The 15,583-nt window shown below is 36.4% G+C and carries 14 protein-coding genes; 13 read left to right on the top strand and 1 reads right to left on the bottom strand.

The genetic code is table 11. The features are described 5' to 3' along the window. Window positions 1-37: 37 nt before the first annotated feature. Complete coding sequence (locus MHH42_RS26170; protein ID WP_000926675.1) at window positions 38-673, bottom strand: YigZ family protein; 636 nt, start codon at window positions 671-673, stop codon at window positions 38-40. A gap of 238 nt (window positions 674-911) precedes the next feature. On the opposite strand from MHH42_RS26170, the gene MHH42_RS26165 reads away from it, so the two are divergent. The 13 genes from MHH42_RS26165 to MHH42_RS26105 all read left to right on the top strand — a co-directional run bounded on the left by MHH42_RS26165 (window position 912) and on the right by MHH42_RS26105 (window position 15,510). Further along, the gene (locus MHH42_RS26165) at window positions 912-1,754 is read left to right on the top strand and encodes a DegV family protein (protein WP_000844774.1); all 843 of its coding nucleotides are present in this window, start codon (window positions 912-914) and stop codon (window positions 1,752-1,754) included. 171 nt (window positions 1,755-1,925) lie between these two features. Continuing rightward, window positions 1,926-2,240 carry a winged helix-turn-helix transcriptional regulator gene (locus MHH42_RS26160; protein WP_000400852.1) on the top strand — a complete coding sequence of 105 codons (315 nt, stop codon included), beginning with the start codon at window positions 1,926-1,928 and terminating at the stop codon, window positions 2,238-2,240. A gap of 160 nt (window positions 2,241-2,400) precedes the next feature. Beyond that, window positions 2,401-3,795 (top strand): C40 family peptidase, encoded by a 1,395-nt coding sequence (locus MHH42_RS26155; protein ID WP_016107244.1) that lies wholly within the window; start codon window positions 2,401-2,403, stop codon window positions 3,793-3,795. A gap of 126 nt (window positions 3,796-3,921) precedes the next feature. Next, complete coding sequence (gene comFA, locus MHH42_RS26150) at window positions 3,922-5,271, top strand: ATP-dependent helicase ComFA (RefSeq protein WP_016107243.1); 1,350 nt, start codon at window positions 3,922-3,924, stop codon at window positions 5,269-5,271. Next, entirely contained in the window at window positions 5,271-5,975 is a 705-nt protein-coding gene (locus tag MHH42_RS26145; protein WP_016107242.1) for a ComF family protein, read from the top strand. Before comFA ends, MHH42_RS26145 begins: the two co-directional genes overlap by 1 nt. A 126-nt stretch (window positions 5,976-6,101) precedes the next feature. After that, window positions 6,102-6,299, top strand: coding sequence for a cold shock protein CspC (cspC, locus tag MHH42_RS26140; RefSeq protein WP_002045823.1), 198 nt, complete (start codon window positions 6,102-6,104; stop codon window positions 6,297-6,299). Window positions 6,300-6,617: 318 nt separating this feature from the next. Continuing rightward, the gene (gene hpf / locus MHH42_RS26135; protein ID WP_000671188.1) at window positions 6,618-7,160 is read left to right on the top strand and encodes a ribosome hibernation-promoting factor, HPF/YfiA family; all 543 of its coding nucleotides are present in this window, start codon (window positions 6,618-6,620) and stop codon (window positions 7,158-7,160) included. A gap of 274 nt (window positions 7,161-7,434) precedes the next feature. Beyond that, window positions 7,435-9,942, top strand: a complete 2,508-nt coding sequence (gene secA / locus MHH42_RS26130) for a preprotein translocase subunit SecA (RefSeq protein WP_000579396.1) — start codon at window positions 7,435-7,437, stop codon at window positions 9,940-9,942. Between the two features lie 134 nt (window positions 9,943-10,076). Further along, a protein-coding gene (prfB, locus tag MHH42_RS26125) for a peptide chain release factor 2 (protein ID WP_096001583.1) occupies window positions 10,077-11,175 on the top strand; the annotation gives its coding sequence in 2 pieces (ribosomal slippage) (window positions 10,077-10,148 and window positions 10,150-11,175; 1,098 coding nt in all). Window positions 11,176-11,739: 564 nt separating this feature from the next. Next, window positions 11,740-12,063: a cytochrome c551 gene (cccB, locus tag MHH42_RS26120; RefSeq protein WP_000727967.1), complete on the top strand. Its 324-nt coding sequence runs from the start codon at window positions 11,740-11,742 to the stop codon at window positions 12,061-12,063. A 322-nt stretch (window positions 12,064-12,385) separates the two neighbouring features. Beyond that, the gene (gene ftsE / locus MHH42_RS26115; protein ID WP_000594334.1) at window positions 12,386-13,072 is read left to right on the top strand and encodes a cell division ATP-binding protein FtsE; all 687 of its coding nucleotides are present in this window, start codon (window positions 12,386-12,388) and stop codon (window positions 13,070-13,072) included. Then, window positions 13,062-13,955: a permease-like cell division protein FtsX gene (gene ftsX, locus MHH42_RS26110; RefSeq protein WP_000645030.1), complete on the top strand. Its 894-nt coding sequence runs from the start codon at window positions 13,062-13,064 to the stop codon at window positions 13,953-13,955. Before ftsE ends, ftsX begins: the two co-directional genes overlap by 11 nt. A gap of 118 nt (window positions 13,956-14,073) precedes the next feature. Continuing rightward, complete coding sequence (locus MHH42_RS26105) at window positions 14,074-15,510, top strand: S41 family peptidase (protein ID WP_080119612.1); 1,437 nt, start codon at window positions 14,074-14,076, stop codon at window positions 15,508-15,510. The last annotated feature ends 73 nt before the right edge of the window (window positions 15,511-15,583 follow it).

Below are 15,583 nucleotides of genomic sequence, written 5' to 3'. Positions count from 1 at the left end.
ACTACATTAATCTTTAAAGGTGATAATTTCATTATTCTTAGATAAGATCTTGCTCTAAGTACAACATATCTCCTTCTGTAATTGTACATTTCCCATTTGTTAATTCAATCATCCAATCTGTGAATGCTTGTTTTCCATCTTCTTCTACAAACGTATCGAATGTGACATTTTCTAAATAATGTATATCTTTAATGACATATTTTGAATTGCGTAATTCATTTTCTAGCTTGCCAAGTAAAGTGTAATCAATCTCGGTTTGTATAACCCGCACTAGTTTTCGTTCGACAATGCCGACGTGATTAATACCTTCGCTTGTACATTTTCCGTATGCGCGAATTAATCCACCTGCACCGAGTTTAATGCCACCGAAATAGCGTGTAACGACAACAACAGTATCTTTTAAACCGCGTTTTTTTAATACCTCTAACATAGGTACACCAGCTGTGCCGCTCGGTTCACCGTCATCGTTCGCTTTTTGAATTTGATCTTGTTCGCCAATTAAATACGCTGAACAGTTATGTGTTGCATTCCAATGCTGTTTTTTTATTTTTTGTATAAACGCTTGCGCTTCTTCTTCAGTTGTAGCTCTATTTACATAACAAATAAATCTTGATTTTTGAATGACAATTTCGTGTTCGCCATAGTCTTTTATTGTTAAATATTGTAATAACAATGGTATACGCCCCTATCTGTCAAAATGACTAGTACTTTACATTTTAAAAGCGGGCGTTTTTATATTCAAACATTTTTTATAAATAAGCTGAAATTTTTGATGAGTATTTTATCTTTTTGTTGTAATTTGTCGAGATGCTCAGTATAATTCTCAACCGGTATTTTTATGTATGGATGCACCTTTTTTAGTTTTCGTGTAAAATTAGGGGATAAAAATTTTTTATAAGGCAGGTACGAGAATGAAAACAGCTATTGTTACTGATAGTACAGCATATATACCGAAGCATATTCGTGACGAACTAAATATATATATGATTCCATTAAACGTTGTGTTTGGAACAGAATCTTATCAAGAAGAAGCTGAAATTTCAGTAGATGATTTTTATGTAAAAGTACGTGAGCAGGAAGAACTTCCGAAAACTTCGCAGCCAGCGATTGGAAAGTTTTTAGAGTTATACGAAGAATTATCTAAAGAATATGATGCAGTTATTAGTATTCATCTTTCAAGTGGAATTAGTGGTACATACCAAACAGCAACGACAGCTGGACAGATGGTAGAGGGTATTGAAGTATATACGTATGACTCTGAAATTAGTTGTGAAGTACAAGGATTTTATGTACGTGAAGGCGCGAAATTAGCAAGTGAAGGAAAAACACCAGAAGAAATTACCGCTCGTTTTGATGAAATGAAGCAAACGATGGACGCATATTTTGTAGTGGATGATTTACATCATTTACAACGTGGTGGAAGATTAAATAGTGCGCAAGCTTTCATCGGTAGCTTGCTACAAGTGAAGCCAGTTTTATATTTTAGAGAGAAAGTCATTATTCCATTTGAAAAGATTCGTACACGTAAAAAAGCGCTAAAACGTATCGTTGAAATTTTTGATGAACAAGCAAGTAAAGGTGTACCTATGGAAGCAGTTATCATTCATGCGCAACGTGAAGAGGAAGCGAATGAATGGAAGCAAGAATTAGAAGCAAAATATCCTCATGTCGCAATTCGCACGGGTTATTTTGGTGCTGTAATTGGTACGCATTTAGGTGAAGGTGCACTTGGTCTTGGATGGTATACGAAGTAATAAGATAGAAAAGGCTCTCTTTTTGAAGAGGGTTTTTTTACGGAAATGTTACGTATAGTTGACAAGTTAATATTTGGAAATGATAAAATGTACGTAAAATAAAATATGAGGAAAGTTTTATAACTTACTTTTTACAAGAAACTATATTATAATAGAAGAGAGGTGAAACATATGGAGCATAATTCTTGTTTATGTCCAAAGTTTGAGTCAGCTTTTACTTTGCTTAGTAAAAAATGGACTGGCTTAATCATTAAATCTTTGCTAGAAGAGCCGAAACGTTTTAGAGAAATCGCAGATATTATACCGAATATGAGCGATCGTATGTTGTCAGAGCGTTTAAAGGAATTGGAAAGCGAAGGCATTGTAGTTCGTAATGTTTATCCAGAAGTACCAGTTCGAATCGAGTATGGCTTAACTGACAAAGGAAAAGCGTTAGAAAGTGTTATGGATGAAGTCCAAAATTGGGCTGAGAAATGGATGAAATAGCGTTTCAATTTCATTTATATTTGTATTCGTATATTTAATAAAACGTAAGGGACACCTTGCGTTTTTTCTTTGTTTATAACAATGAGGAAAAATTAAAAAATTCTACACATACATACAAAAATATACGTATTTTGCGCTAGATGCACATATAATATTACATTTGTTTTACAAAAACGTAACATTGGCAAAAAAAATCCCGAATTATGGTATAAATTTTATAGGTTATATACGGAAAAAAGAAAAAGAAAGCGGTGTAAAAAATAAAATGAAAAAGCTAAAAATGGCATCTTGCGCATTAGTTGCAGGGTTAATGTTTTCAGGATTAACACCAAATGCATTTGCAGAAGATAATATTTCTGACGTGAAATCACAAATTAATACACAAAATGACACTTTACATAAACAACAACAAGAACGTGATGAATTACAAAAACAAATGAACGAATTAAATAAAACAATTCAAGGTTTAGATAAGTCTGTTCAAGAAAATGCTTCAAAGCTTGATGAAACAACGAAAAAAGTTGCTGATACTGAGCAATTAATCGAAAAGAAAAACAAAGACATTGCGGAACTACAAACGAAAATCGCAAAACGTGAAGATTTATTAAGAAAACGTTTAGTTGCGCTTCAAGAACAGCCGAATACGAACGTTGTAACAGAAGTTCTTGTAAACTCTAAAAACGTTGCAGATTTAGTTGATCGTTTAACTTCTGTTTCTAAAATTCTTGAGTCTGACGAAGATATCATGAAAACACAACAAGAAGATCAAGCGAACGTGAAAAAGGATGTTGCAACAGTAAAAGAAAAACAAAAAGAATTAAAAGAAGCACAAGCTCAAATTGAAACTGCTAAGAAAGAACTTGACGCTGAAAAAGCGAAAAAAGAAACAGCAGTAAACGATTTAAGTGGTAAAATGGATACAGTTGTAACGACGATGACAAGTACGGAAGATCAATTGAAAGAGCTTGAAAAACAAGCATTACAATTACAACGTATGGCTGAACAGGAAGCACAAGCAAAAGCTGCACAAGAAGCCGCTGCTCAAAAACAAGCAGAACAAGCTGCTAAAGAAGTGCAAGCGCCTGCTCAACAAGTTGCACCAGCGAACAACGGTGGACAAGCTCAAAAAGAAGAGCCTAAACAAGAAGCACCTAAACAAGAAACACCTAAACAAGAGAAGAAACAACCAGAGCCAGCTCCAGCTTCAAATGCGGGTGGCGTAATTGGTAAAGCACAACAATATTTAGGTATGCCATATGTTTGGGGAAGTGCATCTCCATCAAAAGGTGGTTTTGATTGTAGTGGATTCATTTCTTACATCTTTGGTGTAGGTCGTCAAGACGTTAACGGTTACTGGAACTCAGTTTCTAAAGTAAGTAGCCCACAACCTGGAGATTTAGTATTCTTCCAAGGTACTTATAAGGCAGGTCCATCTCACATCGGTATTTACGTTGGTAATGGCCAAATGATTCATGCTAGTGATAAAGGAATTGCGTACGGTGATATTAACAGTTCATACAACAAAAAACATTTCTTAGGATACGGTCGATTCTAGGATTTATAAACGAATAAAACACGTGTATAAAGTCGATAGCTTACTATTTTATAAGTAGGTTATCGGCTTTTTTGCGTTTTTACGAAATTACGGGAAAGGTTTATAGTTTGCTGGAGGTGATGGTCCATGTTATCTGGGAAACAGTTATTATTAGAAGAACTCTCTACAGACGTACGGGATAATTTAGATGATTTGAAGAAGAAGGGAGAGGTCGTATGTGTACAAGGTGTAAAAAATAAGGCTTCTACATATATGTGTCAGCGTTGCGGAAATATAGCACAAAGACTCTTTTCATCATTTTTGTGTAAAAGGTGTAGTAAAGTCTGCACATATTGCCGGAAGTGCATAACGATGGGGAGAGTTAGTGAATGTGCTGTACTTGTTCGCGGAATTGCCGAAAAAGAGGGAGAAATGGATGTAAACCCGTTACAGTGGAAAGGAAATTTATCTACTGGCCAGGAGTTGGCTGCGCAAGGTGTTATGGAGGCTGTTAAACAAAAAGAATCGTTTTTTATTTGGGCTGTGTGCGGCGCTGGAAAAACAGAAATGTTGTTTTATGGTATTGCAGAGGCACTTCAAAAAGGAGAAAGGGTTTGTATTGCAACGCCGAGAACGGATGTTGTACTTGAATTAGCACCGAGATTGAAAGAAGTATTTCCTTATATAAATGTAGCTGCTTTATACGGTAGGAGTTTAGATCGGGAAAAAGATGCAGCGTTAGTCGTTGCGACCACCCATCAGCTATTGCGTTATTATAGAGCGTTTCATGTCATGATTGTAGATGAAATAGATGCCTTTCCATACCATGCAGATCAAATGTTGCAGTATGCGGTAAAACAAGCGATGAAAGAGAAAGCGGCATGTATTTATTTAACTGCAACTCCAGATGAAGAGTGGAAGCGTAACCTTAGAAAGGGGAAACAAAAAGGTATCGTTGTTTCTGGACGGTATCACCGTCATCCGTTGCCAGTCCCCAAATTTTGCTGGTGCGGAAACTGGAAGAAAAGCCTCATCAATAAAAGAATTCCTCAAGTTTTACTACAATGGTTAAAAGTATACTTAAATAAAAAGCACCCCATTTTTTTATTTGTTCCCCATGTGCGATATATAGAAGAAATGAGTCGGTTATTGAAGTTGTTAGACGATAGAGTTGCCGGTGTGCATGCAGAAGATCCAATGAGAAAAGAGAAAGTTGCAGCTTTCAGAAAGGGAGAAATTCCTTTATTAGTTACAACGACGATTTTGGAGAGAGGAGTAACGGTGAAAAATTTGCAAGTTGCGGTTTTAGGGACGGAAGAAGAAATATTTTCAGAAAGTGCACTCGTACAAATTGCAGGCCGGGTAGGTCGTAGTTTTGAAGAGCCGTATGGAGAGGTCATTTATTTTCATTATGGTAAGACAGAGGCGATGGTGCGCGCGAAAAAACACATTCGAAGTATGAACAAAAATGCGAAAGAACAAGGATTGATCGATTAATGCATTGCTTACTTTGTGATGAGGATATTTCATACGCGATTAGTTGGTACAATTTTTTTGTTAAGGCTCACAAAAAGTATATATGTGATAGATGTGAGCAAAAGATTTCCTATATTATAGGAGAGATTTGTAGAGAGTGCGGACGGTCTTTAGATTCATTGCCAGCCGAATATAAAGAAGGTGACATTTGCAAGGATTGTGTACGGTGGATGAATGTGGAGAGTTATCGAACTTTGAAAAATCGTTCATTATACATGTATGATAATGAGATGAAAGGAATACTAGCACAGTTTAAGTTTCGTGGTGATGCTGAGTTAGTTCGTATTTTTCATCTTCCTTTTCGAAATTTATTTCAACAGTATTTTGCTAATGTTTCAACCGTTATCGCTGTTCCGCTTAGTAAGGAAAGGGAATATGAACGTGGCTTTAATCAAGCTGAGCTATTAGCAGCTTGTTTGCCTGTAGGTCTTTCTTATCCGTCATTAAGAAGAAGGGAAACAGAAAAACAAAGTAAGAAGACGCGCAAAGAAAGGATGTTGGGAAGCAATCCTTTTTATTTTCAGGGTGAAGAGATGTTTCATGGACAACATATTTTACTCGTTGATGATGTGTATACGACAGGTATTACAGTTAGACAAATTGGTAGTCTTTTATACGATAGAGGGGCAAATGAAGTTTCTAGTTTGACGCTCTGTAGAAGTTAATCTGTAACTGTCGAAAGAGATAATAAAAAGACGATAAGTCTTCTTTGACTTCGTAAGTTGTCATTCGTTATAGTCAGAATATGGGGCGAATGCCCTGATTTTTAGAGTGAAGGGAATGGAATGAACATGCAAGGAAAAGTGAAATGGTTCAATGCAGAAAAGGGATTTGGGTTTATTGAGCGTGAAGATGGTGAGGATGTGTTTGTTCATTTTTCTGCTATTCAACAAGATGGGTATAAGTCATTAGAAGAAGGGCAACAAGTGGAGTTTGATATTGTAGATGGAGCACGTGGACCACAAGCAGCTAATGTTGTGAAACTGTAGGGATATTGTTTTTGGGAAGAGAAAGCTGCGTTTGTGGCAACGTTATATATAGTAGAACCTCTTGTTTTTCGCAAGAGGTTTTTGTTATGGGGTGAATTGTCAAAAAGTTGTTTCTTTTCTGTAACGAATTGTCCACAGTTATATTCGTTACTCACGATGTTAATAGGATAAAATAAAGGTAGAAACGATGCATCTTTTCATTTCAACAAAAAACGATAAAAAAATCGCAATTCCACTAATTTTTTTAAAAAAGTTAGAAGGAGTTTTTAAGCCGATGTCGAAATTATAGTACATAGGCTTGAAAGGAGGAATTCATCTATGAAATTCAACATTCGTGGTGAAAATATTGAAGTAACTCCAGCATTAAAGGAATATGTAGAGAAAAAACTAAGTAAGTTAGAGCGTTATTTTGATACATTCCCAGAGATTAAAGTTAATTTAAAAGTATACTCTGACAAGCAACGTGTCGAGGTAACAATTCCGTTTACTGATTTATTACTTCGTGCAGAAGAAACTAATAGCGATATGTACGCTGCTATCGATTTAGTAGTTGATAAGATTGAGCGACAAATTCGTAAACATAAAACAAAAGTAAATCGTAAGTTACGTGAGAAAGGTTCTGTGAAAACTAACTTTATTCTTCCAGAAGCAGTAGCTGTTCTGGATGAGGTAGAAGAGGATGAATTAGAACTTGTACGTACAAAACGATTCGATTTAAAACCGATGGACGTTGAAGAAGCGATCTTGCAAATGGATATGCTAGGGCATAATTTCTTCGTCTTCACAAATGCTGATACAAATGAAACTAATGTTGTATATGGCCGTAAAGACGGAAAATATGGTTTAATCGAAACTAAATAATAATTCGAAAGCGCAGCCGAAAGAGGCTGCGCTTTTTTGGCTGAAAATAGATTTTTAAAAAACTTTTCCTAATTTAGAACGAGACATTCGGCCGATTGTTGTCATAGTTATAAGACAAGTGTTACAATTATCATTAGGTATATACATTTTAGTTTTTTTAATTAGGAGAAAAATTGGCATAACATACATTTGATTTTTATAACGACTGATTGTAATAGAAAAAGAAAAAACAATCGGAAGTTTTATTTTAATAAAAAAGAGGAGCGTATTTCCTATGATCGGTATTTTAAAAAAGGTATTTGATGTAAATCAACGCCAAATTAAACGTATGCAGAAGACAGTTGAGCAAATTGATGCATTAGAATCATCTATTAAGCCACTAACAGATGAACAATTAAAAGGAAAGACGCTTGAGTTTAAAGAACGTCTAACAAAAGGTGAGACAGTAGATGATCTACTTCCTGAAGCTTTTGCGGTTGTTCGCGAAGCTGCGACTCGTGTTCTTGGAATGCGTCCGTATGGCGTGCAGTTAATGGGTGGTATTGCTTTACATGAAGGGAATATCTCTGAGATGAAAACGGGTGAAGGTAAAACGTTAACATCTACATTACCTGTATATTTAAATGCTTTAACAGGAAAAGGTGTTCACGTTGTTACAGTCAATGAATACTTAGCACAACGTGATGCGAGCGAAATGGGACAACTTCATGAGTTCCTTGGCTTAACAGTAGGAATTAACTTAAATAGTATGTCACGCGAAGAGAAACAAGAGGCTTATGCTGCTGATATTACGTATAGCACAAATAATGAGCTTGGATTCGATTACTTACGTGACAATATGGTTTTATATAGAGAGCAGTGCGTTCAGCGTCCACTTCATTTTGCTATTATCGATGAAGTCGATTCTATTTTAGTCGATGAAGCACGTACGCCGCTTATTATTTCGGGACAAGCTCAAAAATCAACAGAGCTATACATGTTTGCAAATGCATTCGTTCGTACATTAGAAAATGAAAAAGAGTATTCATTCGATGTGAAAACGAAAAATGTAATGTTAACTGAAGATGGTATTACGAAAGCAGAGAAAGCTTTCCATATTGAAAACTTATTTGATTTAAAACATGTTGCACTTCTTCATCATATTAATCAGGCACTTCGTGCGCATGTTGTTATGCACCGTGATACAGACTATGTTGTACAAGAAGGTGAAATCGTAATTGTAGACCAATTCACTGGTCGTCTTATGAAAGGGCGTCGTTATAGCGAAGGTTTACACCAAGCGATTGAAGCAAAAGAAGGCGTAGAAATTCAAAATGAAAGTATGACGCTTGCGACAATTACGTTCCAGAACTACTTCCGTATGTACGAAAAGTTATCTGGTATGACTGGTACAGCGAAAACGGAAGAAGAAGAATTCCGTAATATTTATAATATGAATGTTATCGTAATTCCAACGAACAAAGATATTATTCGTGATGACCGTGCTGATTTAATCTTCAAATCAATGGAAGGTAAATTCAATGCAGTTGTTGAGGATATTGTAAATCGTCATAAACAAGGACAACCTGTACTTGTTGGTACAGTTGCAATTGAAACGTCAGAGCTTATTTCAAAAATGTTAACACGTAAAGGTGTACGCCATAATATTTTAAACGCGAAAAACCATGCGCGTGAAGCAGATATCATTGCAGAAGCTGGTATTAAAGGTGCTGTAACAATTGCGACGAATATGGCTGGTCGTGGTACGGATATTAAATTAGGCGATGATATTAAAAATATCGGTCTAGCGGTTATCGGTACAGAGCGTCACGAAAGCCGTCGTATTGATAATCAGTTACGTGGTCGTGCTGGTCGTCAAGGGGACCCTGGTGTAACGCAGTTCTATTTATCAATGGAAGATGAACTAATGCGCCGCTTCGGCTCTGACAATATGAAAGCGATGATGGATCGTCTTGGTATGGATGATTCACAGCCGATTGAAAGTAAAATGGTTTCTCGTGCAGTAGAATCTGCGCAAAAACGTGTAGAAGGAAATAACTATGATGCACGTAAGCAGTTATTACAATACGATGATGTGCTTCGTCAGCAACGTGAAGTTATTTACAAACAGCGTCAAGAAGTAATGGATTCTGAGAACTTACGTAGTATTATTGAAGGTATGATGAAATCTACAGTAGAACGTGCTGTTGCGCTTCATACACAAGAGGAAATTGAAGAAGATTGGAACATTAAAGGTCTTGTTGACTACTTAAATACAAACCTTCTGCAAGAAGGCGATATAAAAGAAGAAGAATTACGTCGTCTTGCTCCAGAAGAAATGAGCGAGCCGATTATCGCGAAATTAATAGAGCGTTACAACGACAAAGAAAAGCTTATGCCAGAAGAGCAAATGCGTGAGTTCGAAAAAGTTGTTGTATTCCGTGTAGTAGATACGAAATGGACAGAGCATATTGATGCGATGGACCACCTTCGTGAAGGTATTCATTTACGTGCTTACGGTCAAATCGATCCACTTCGTGAGTATCAAATGGAAGGATTCGCAATGTTCGAGTCAATGATTGCTTCTATTGAAGAGGAAATCTCTCGTTACATTATGAAAGCTGAAATTGAACAAAACTTAGAGCGTCAAGAAGTTGTTCAAGGTGAAGCTGTTCATCCATCTAGCGATGGCGAAGAAGCGAAGAAAAAGCCTGTTGTAAAAGGTGATCAAGTGGGTCGTAACGATTTATGCAAATGTGGTAGTGGCAAGAAATATAAAAACTGCTGTGGCATTGTAAGCTAATAAAAACTGCGGCTGTTGAATTCAGTTTGTTTTGCAAATTATAATAAAAAGGATTAAACTCTCTCCCTAATAAGTGGAGAGAGTTTCCCTTGTTTTCATACGAAAGTAATAGCAATTACATAGAGGTGAAGGAAATGGAATTAGTAGAAATTAGACAGGAATTAGAGAAAATGGCTAAGAGATTAGCGGCTTTTAGGGGGTCTCTTTGACCTCCCTACTAAGGAGAAACAAATTGCAGAATTAGAAGAAAAAATGATGGGCGCAGGATTTTGGGATGACCAACAAGGCGCTCAAACTGTAATTAACGAAGCAAATGCGTTAAAAGATATGGTTGGAAAGTTCCGTCAGTTAGACGAGACGTTCGAAAACTTAGAAGTAACGCATGAACTCTTAAAAGAAGAATATGATGAAGATTTACATGAGGAATTAGAATCGGAAGTAAAAGGCTTAATTCAAGAAATGAATGAGTATGAGCTTCAATTACTATTAAGTGATCCTTATGATAAAAATAATGCGATTTTAGAATTACACCCAGGTGCAGGTGGAACAGAGTCACAAGACTGGGGTTCTATGTTATTACGTATGTATACACGCTGGGCTGAAAAACGTGGATTTAAAGTAGAAACAGTTGACTACTTACCAGGTGATGAAGCTGGTATTAAGAGTGTTACTTTATTAATTAAAGGTCATAACGCTTACGGTTATTTAAAAGCAGAGAAAGGTGTACATCGTCTTGTACGTATTTCACCGTTCGATTCTTCAGGCCGTCGTCATACATCATTCGTATCTTGTGAAGTTGTACCTGAGTTCAATGATGAAGTTGAAATTGAAGTGCGTACAGAAGACTTAAAAATTGATACGTACCGTGCAAGTGGAGCTGGTGGACAGCACATTAATACGACAGATTCAGCAGTTCGTATTACGCATACACCGACAAATACGGTTGTAACGTGTCAGTCAGAGCGTTCTCAAATTAAAAACCGTGAGCATGCGATGAAAATGTTAAAAGCAAAATTATATCAAAAGAAATTAGAAGAGCAACAAGCACAATTAGATGAAATCCGCGGGGAACAAAAAGAAATTGGATGGGGCAGCCAAATTCGTTCTTACGTATTCCACCCGTATTCTCTTGTAAAAGACCATCGTACAAATACAGAAGTTGGTAACGTACAAGCAGTTATGGATGGAGAAATTGATCCATTTATTGATGCTTACTTACGTTCTCGCATCTAATAACCAGTGGGGGAATCCCCACTGATTATTAGCTTTAACAAATCTGACTTTTACGGGCAGCCCGACCCTCACCTAACTTCTTTGCTTTTGTTGAATTTTGAGGTAGGGGTCTTACTACCCAGTAAATAGTGGGATAAGAGAAAAAGCCAACAAAATTGTTGGCCCATGCTGAGAAAATAGAGGATATACAACGTTTTATTTATATGGATGAAGTACAGGGGAAGAGAAGTTGGAAACGACAACTTCTCTTTTTGATGGGGTTATATGCAGAATACAATGTTGTATATTGTTTTGTAAAAAGTAGAGAATAGTAAAACAGAGCGGCAATAGAGTAAGATTTTATAAAGAACTTTTTTGATTTGCCTTTTAAAAAGATTCTTTATAGAAGTTTTTACGTTGTTCACAGAATTGAAACAAATTATGGAAGCTTTATTTTATCAGGGTTCTCACTGTATTTTTCAAGAATATGAAATATACCTTAGTTTTTCTATATAAAGATAATGCTTATAATAAAAATGAGTGTGTTAGGAATGAAAAGAATATCAACAATGGGGAGCGATAGAATTGAAAAAGAAATTGTTGGCTATTGCACTAGGTACATCAGTCGTTTTTGCTTTAGGAGCATGTGGAAATAAAGAAGAGAGTAAACCTTCGAAACAATCTGCAAGCACAGATAGCCCAGAGCAAATTTATCAAAAAAGTTGTATAGGCTGCCATGCGAAAGATTTATCAGGAGCAACTGGACCGGATTTACGAAAAGTAGGGCAGAAATATGATGCAGCAGAGATTGAAAAGATTATTGAAAAAGGTCGCGGTTCAATGTCACCGGGAATTATTCAAGGTGAAGATGCGAAAAAAGTAGCTGAGTGGTTAGCTGAACATAAATAAAAAGAGAAAAATGGGCGAGTTGATTATATAATCTTATCTAAAAATGACTTTGGATAAGAGTTATAACAACTCGTCTCCTTTTTCTGGGATGTAACATAACTGTAACAAAAATGTATCCGAACTGGAAACCGTTTGATGTTACAATGAGGTTTGTAGAATTTTGCTGAAATATATTACATAGAGTAGTGGTGCGAATAAAAAGCATGTAAGTAAGCTGCCTTCAACAAGAATGGTTAAATGAAAATAAAGGATTCCTTTTTATTTTCACATGTACAGAAAAGTATTTCGAAAAAAAAAATCATTAAGCATTGGGTGATAAATAATGATAAAAATGACGAATGTTTATAAGGAGTACCCGAATGGTATGAAAGCCGTTGCTGGTCTCACAGTTAACATTAAACAAGGTGAATTCGTATACGTAGTTGGACCGAGTGGAGCCGGAAAATCTACATTTATTAAAATGATGTATCGTGAAGAAAAGCCAACTACAGGATCTATTAATGTAAATGGACTTACTATCGAATCATTGGCAGAAAGAGATGTTCCATATTTCCGTCGTCAATTAGGCGTGATTTTCCAAGATTTTAAATTATTACCTAAATTAACGGTATATGAGAATGTTGCGTTTGCTTTAGAAGTAATTGAAGAAGAACCAGATGCGATTCGTGAGCGTGTTACTGAAGTGTTAGGACTAGTAGGTCTAGATGATCGTGCAGACGCACTTCCAAGTGAACTTTCAGGTGGAGAGCAGCAACGTGTGGCTATTGCAAGAGCAATTGTTAATAGACCAAAGGTTGTAATTGCCGATGAGCCAACTGGTAATTTAGATATTGAAACAGCTCTTGATATTATGAAGATCTTTACGCGCATTAATGAGCGTGGTACAACGATTGTTATGGCGACGCATAATGCAGATATCGTAAATACAATCCGTCATCGTGTAATCGCGATTGAAGGCGGAAAAATTGTTCGAGACGAGATTGAGGGAGGATACGGATATGAAGGCTAAAACCCTTAGTCGACATTTGCGAGAAGGTGTAAAAAATCTATCCCGTAACGGATGGATGACATTTGCTTCTGTAAGTGCAGTAACAGTTACATTATTACTTGTAGGTGTCTTTTTAACAGCGATTATGAACATGAACCATTTTGCTACAAAAGTAGAGCAAGATGTAGAAATTCGTGTACACATTGATCCAGCGGCAAAAGAAGCTGATCAAAAGAAATTAGAAGAAGATATGAGTAAGGTCGCGAAAGTCGATTCTATTAAATACTCTTCTAAAGAAGAAGAATTGAAACGTTTAATTAAAAGTTTAGGCGATAGTGGAAAAACGTTCGAGTTATTTGAGCAAGATAACCCACTGAAAAACGTATTTATTGTAAAAGCGAAAGAGCCAACTGATACAGCAAAAATTGCGAAAAAGATTGAAAAAATGCAGTTTGTAAGTAACGTTCAATACGGTAAAGGTCAAGTTGAAAAATTATTTGATACTGTAAAAACAGGACGTAATATCGGGATTGCATTAATTGCAGGTCTTTTATTCACAGCGATGTTCTTAATCTCTAATACAATTAAAATTACAATTTATGCTCGTAGTACTGAGATTGAAATTATGAAACTTGTAGGTGCAACAAACTGGTTTATTCGTTGGCCGTTCTTGCTAGAAGGATTATTCCTAGGAGTATTAGGATCAATTATTCCAATTGGTCTAATTCTAGTTACGTATAATTCACTGCAAAGTGTGTTTAATGAAAAACTTGGCGGAACAATTTTCGAGCTTTTACCATACAGCCCATTCGTATTCCAATTAGCTGGTTTATTAGTGTTAATCGGTGCGTTAATCGGTATGTGGGGAAGTGTAATGTCAATTCGTCGCTTCTTAAAAGTATAAAAAGTTGCAAACATAATTCGTACAAGCTTATCATATAGTAGAAATAGGTAAAGGCATCACACGCTGTGTGATGCCTTTTGCTACACCACCTGTGTGTTTTGGAAAGGGGAATTCCGCATTGAAACGTAGAGTTGCAATTATTGGAATGGTTGTTGCATTTTTAATTGGTGCTGGTGGAATGTTTGCAGGAATGTCTGTATTTGGGGTTAACCCAGCAGAAGTAACGCAAACAATTTCGAGTGGGAACGCTAGCACGACGCAAGGGAATTTGGCAAAAATTAATGAGGCATATGGACTAATTGATTCACGTTATGTGGAAGACGTGAAAGATGACAAGTTAGTTGAAGGTGCAATACAAGGCATGTTGTCTACGCTGAAGGACCCTTATTCCACGTATATGGATAAAGAAACAGCCAAACAGTTTAGTGAATCACTTGATCCCGAGTTAGAGGGGATTGGGGCTGAGGTGAACAAAACAGACGGTAAGCTTATTATCGTATCGCCAATTAAAGGTTCACCAGCAGAAAAGATTGGAATTAAGCCGAATGACCAAATTTTATCTGTAGATGGAAACAGTGTAAAAGACTTATCGCGTGAAGAAGCTGTATTAAAAATTCGTGGTAAAAAGGGAACGACTGTCGCGATTGAAATTAAACGTGCAGGAGTAACTGATCCGATTGTATTTAAAATTAAGCGTGAAAAAATCCCAATCTTCACGGTAGTTAGTTCTGTGAAACAAGAGAGTGGAAAAGATATCGGTTATATGCAAATTACTTCTTTTGCTGAAAATACAGCGAAAGAATTTAAGGATCAGTTAAAAGAGTTAGAGAAGAAAAACATAAAAGGTTTAGTTATTGACGTTCGTGGTAATCCTGGTGGCTATTTAAATAGTGTAGAAGATATACTAGGAGAAATTATGACGAACAAAAAGCCGATGCTACAAGTAGAGCAGCGAAATGGTGAGAAAAAGCAAATCTCTACAGAGCTGAAAGAGAGGAAGCCATATCCAATTTCAGTATTGATTGATAAAGGAAGTGCTTCTGCTTCGGAAATTTTAGCTGGCGCATTGAAAGAAGGAGAAGGTTACGATTTAATTGGTGAAACAACATTTGGTAAAGGAACTGTTCAGCAAGCCGTTCCGTTTAAAGATGGCAGTAACATTAAATTAACGATGTTCAAATGGTTAACTCCAGATGGAAACTGGATTCATAAAAAGGGAATCAAGCCAACTGTAGAAGTGAAACAACCAGATTACTACCATGCGACGCCAATTCAAATTGAAAAAACACTTTCATACAATTCAAATGATGTGCAAGTGAAGCATGCGCAAGAGATGCTGAAAAGCTTAGGTTATGTACCGGGTCGTGAAGATGGCTACTTTAGTAAAGAGACAGAATCAGCACTGAAAGCATTCCAAAATGCGAATGAGATGGAAGCGACAGGACAGCTTGATAAAAAGACAGCTGAGGCAATCCAAACTAAAATCATTGAAAAAATCCGTTCTGGAGAAAATGATCTACAATTACAGGCAGCATTAAAATTAATAGCGAAATAAGAAGAAATACAGGCATTTTATTGCCTGTATTTTTTTGTGTTAAACAAACGTTTGTCCAGTTATGATAATATAA

The organism is Bacillus sp. FSL L8-0099 (assembly GCF_038006385.1).
Classification (GTDB): Bacteria; Bacillota; Bacilli; order Bacillales; family Bacillaceae_G; genus Bacillus_A; species Bacillus_A toyonensis.
Note: the sequence above shows the minus strand (reverse complement) of the source record. Positions and strands in the feature narration are given on the sequence as shown.

What these genes read in the sequence shown, in the direction of transcription:
- MHH42_RS26165 (WP_000844774.1), top strand. Translation starts at nt 912, where the DNA reads ATGAAAACAGCTATTGTTACTGATAGTACAGCATATATACCGAAGCAT.
- MHH42_RS26160 (WP_000400852.1), top strand. Translation starts at nt 1,926, where the DNA reads ATGGAGCATAATTCTTGTTTATGTCCAAAGTTTGAGTCAGCTTTTACT.
- comFA (WP_016107243.1), top strand. Translation starts at nt 3,922, where the DNA reads ATGTTATCTGGGAAACAGTTATTATTAGAAGAACTCTCTACAGACGTA.
- MHH42_RS26145 (WP_016107242.1), top strand. Translation starts at nt 5,271, where the DNA reads ATGCATTGCTTACTTTGTGATGAGGATATTTCATACGCGATTAGTTGG.
- cspC (WP_002045823.1), top strand. Translation starts at nt 6,102, where the DNA reads ATGCAAGGAAAAGTGAAATGGTTCAATGCAGAAAAGGGATTTGGGTTT.
- hpf (WP_000671188.1), top strand. Translation starts at nt 6,618, where the DNA reads ATGAAATTCAACATTCGTGGTGAAAATATTGAAGTAACTCCAGCATTA.
- secA (WP_000579396.1), top strand. Translation starts at nt 7,435, where the DNA reads ATGATCGGTATTTTAAAAAAGGTATTTGATGTAAATCAACGCCAAATT.
- ftsE (WP_000594334.1), top strand. Translation starts at nt 12,386, where the DNA reads ATGATAAAAATGACGAATGTTTATAAGGAGTACCCGAATGGTATGAAA.
- ftsX (WP_000645030.1), top strand. Translation starts at nt 13,062, where the DNA reads ATGAAGGCTAAAACCCTTAGTCGACATTTGCGAGAAGGTGTAAAAAAT.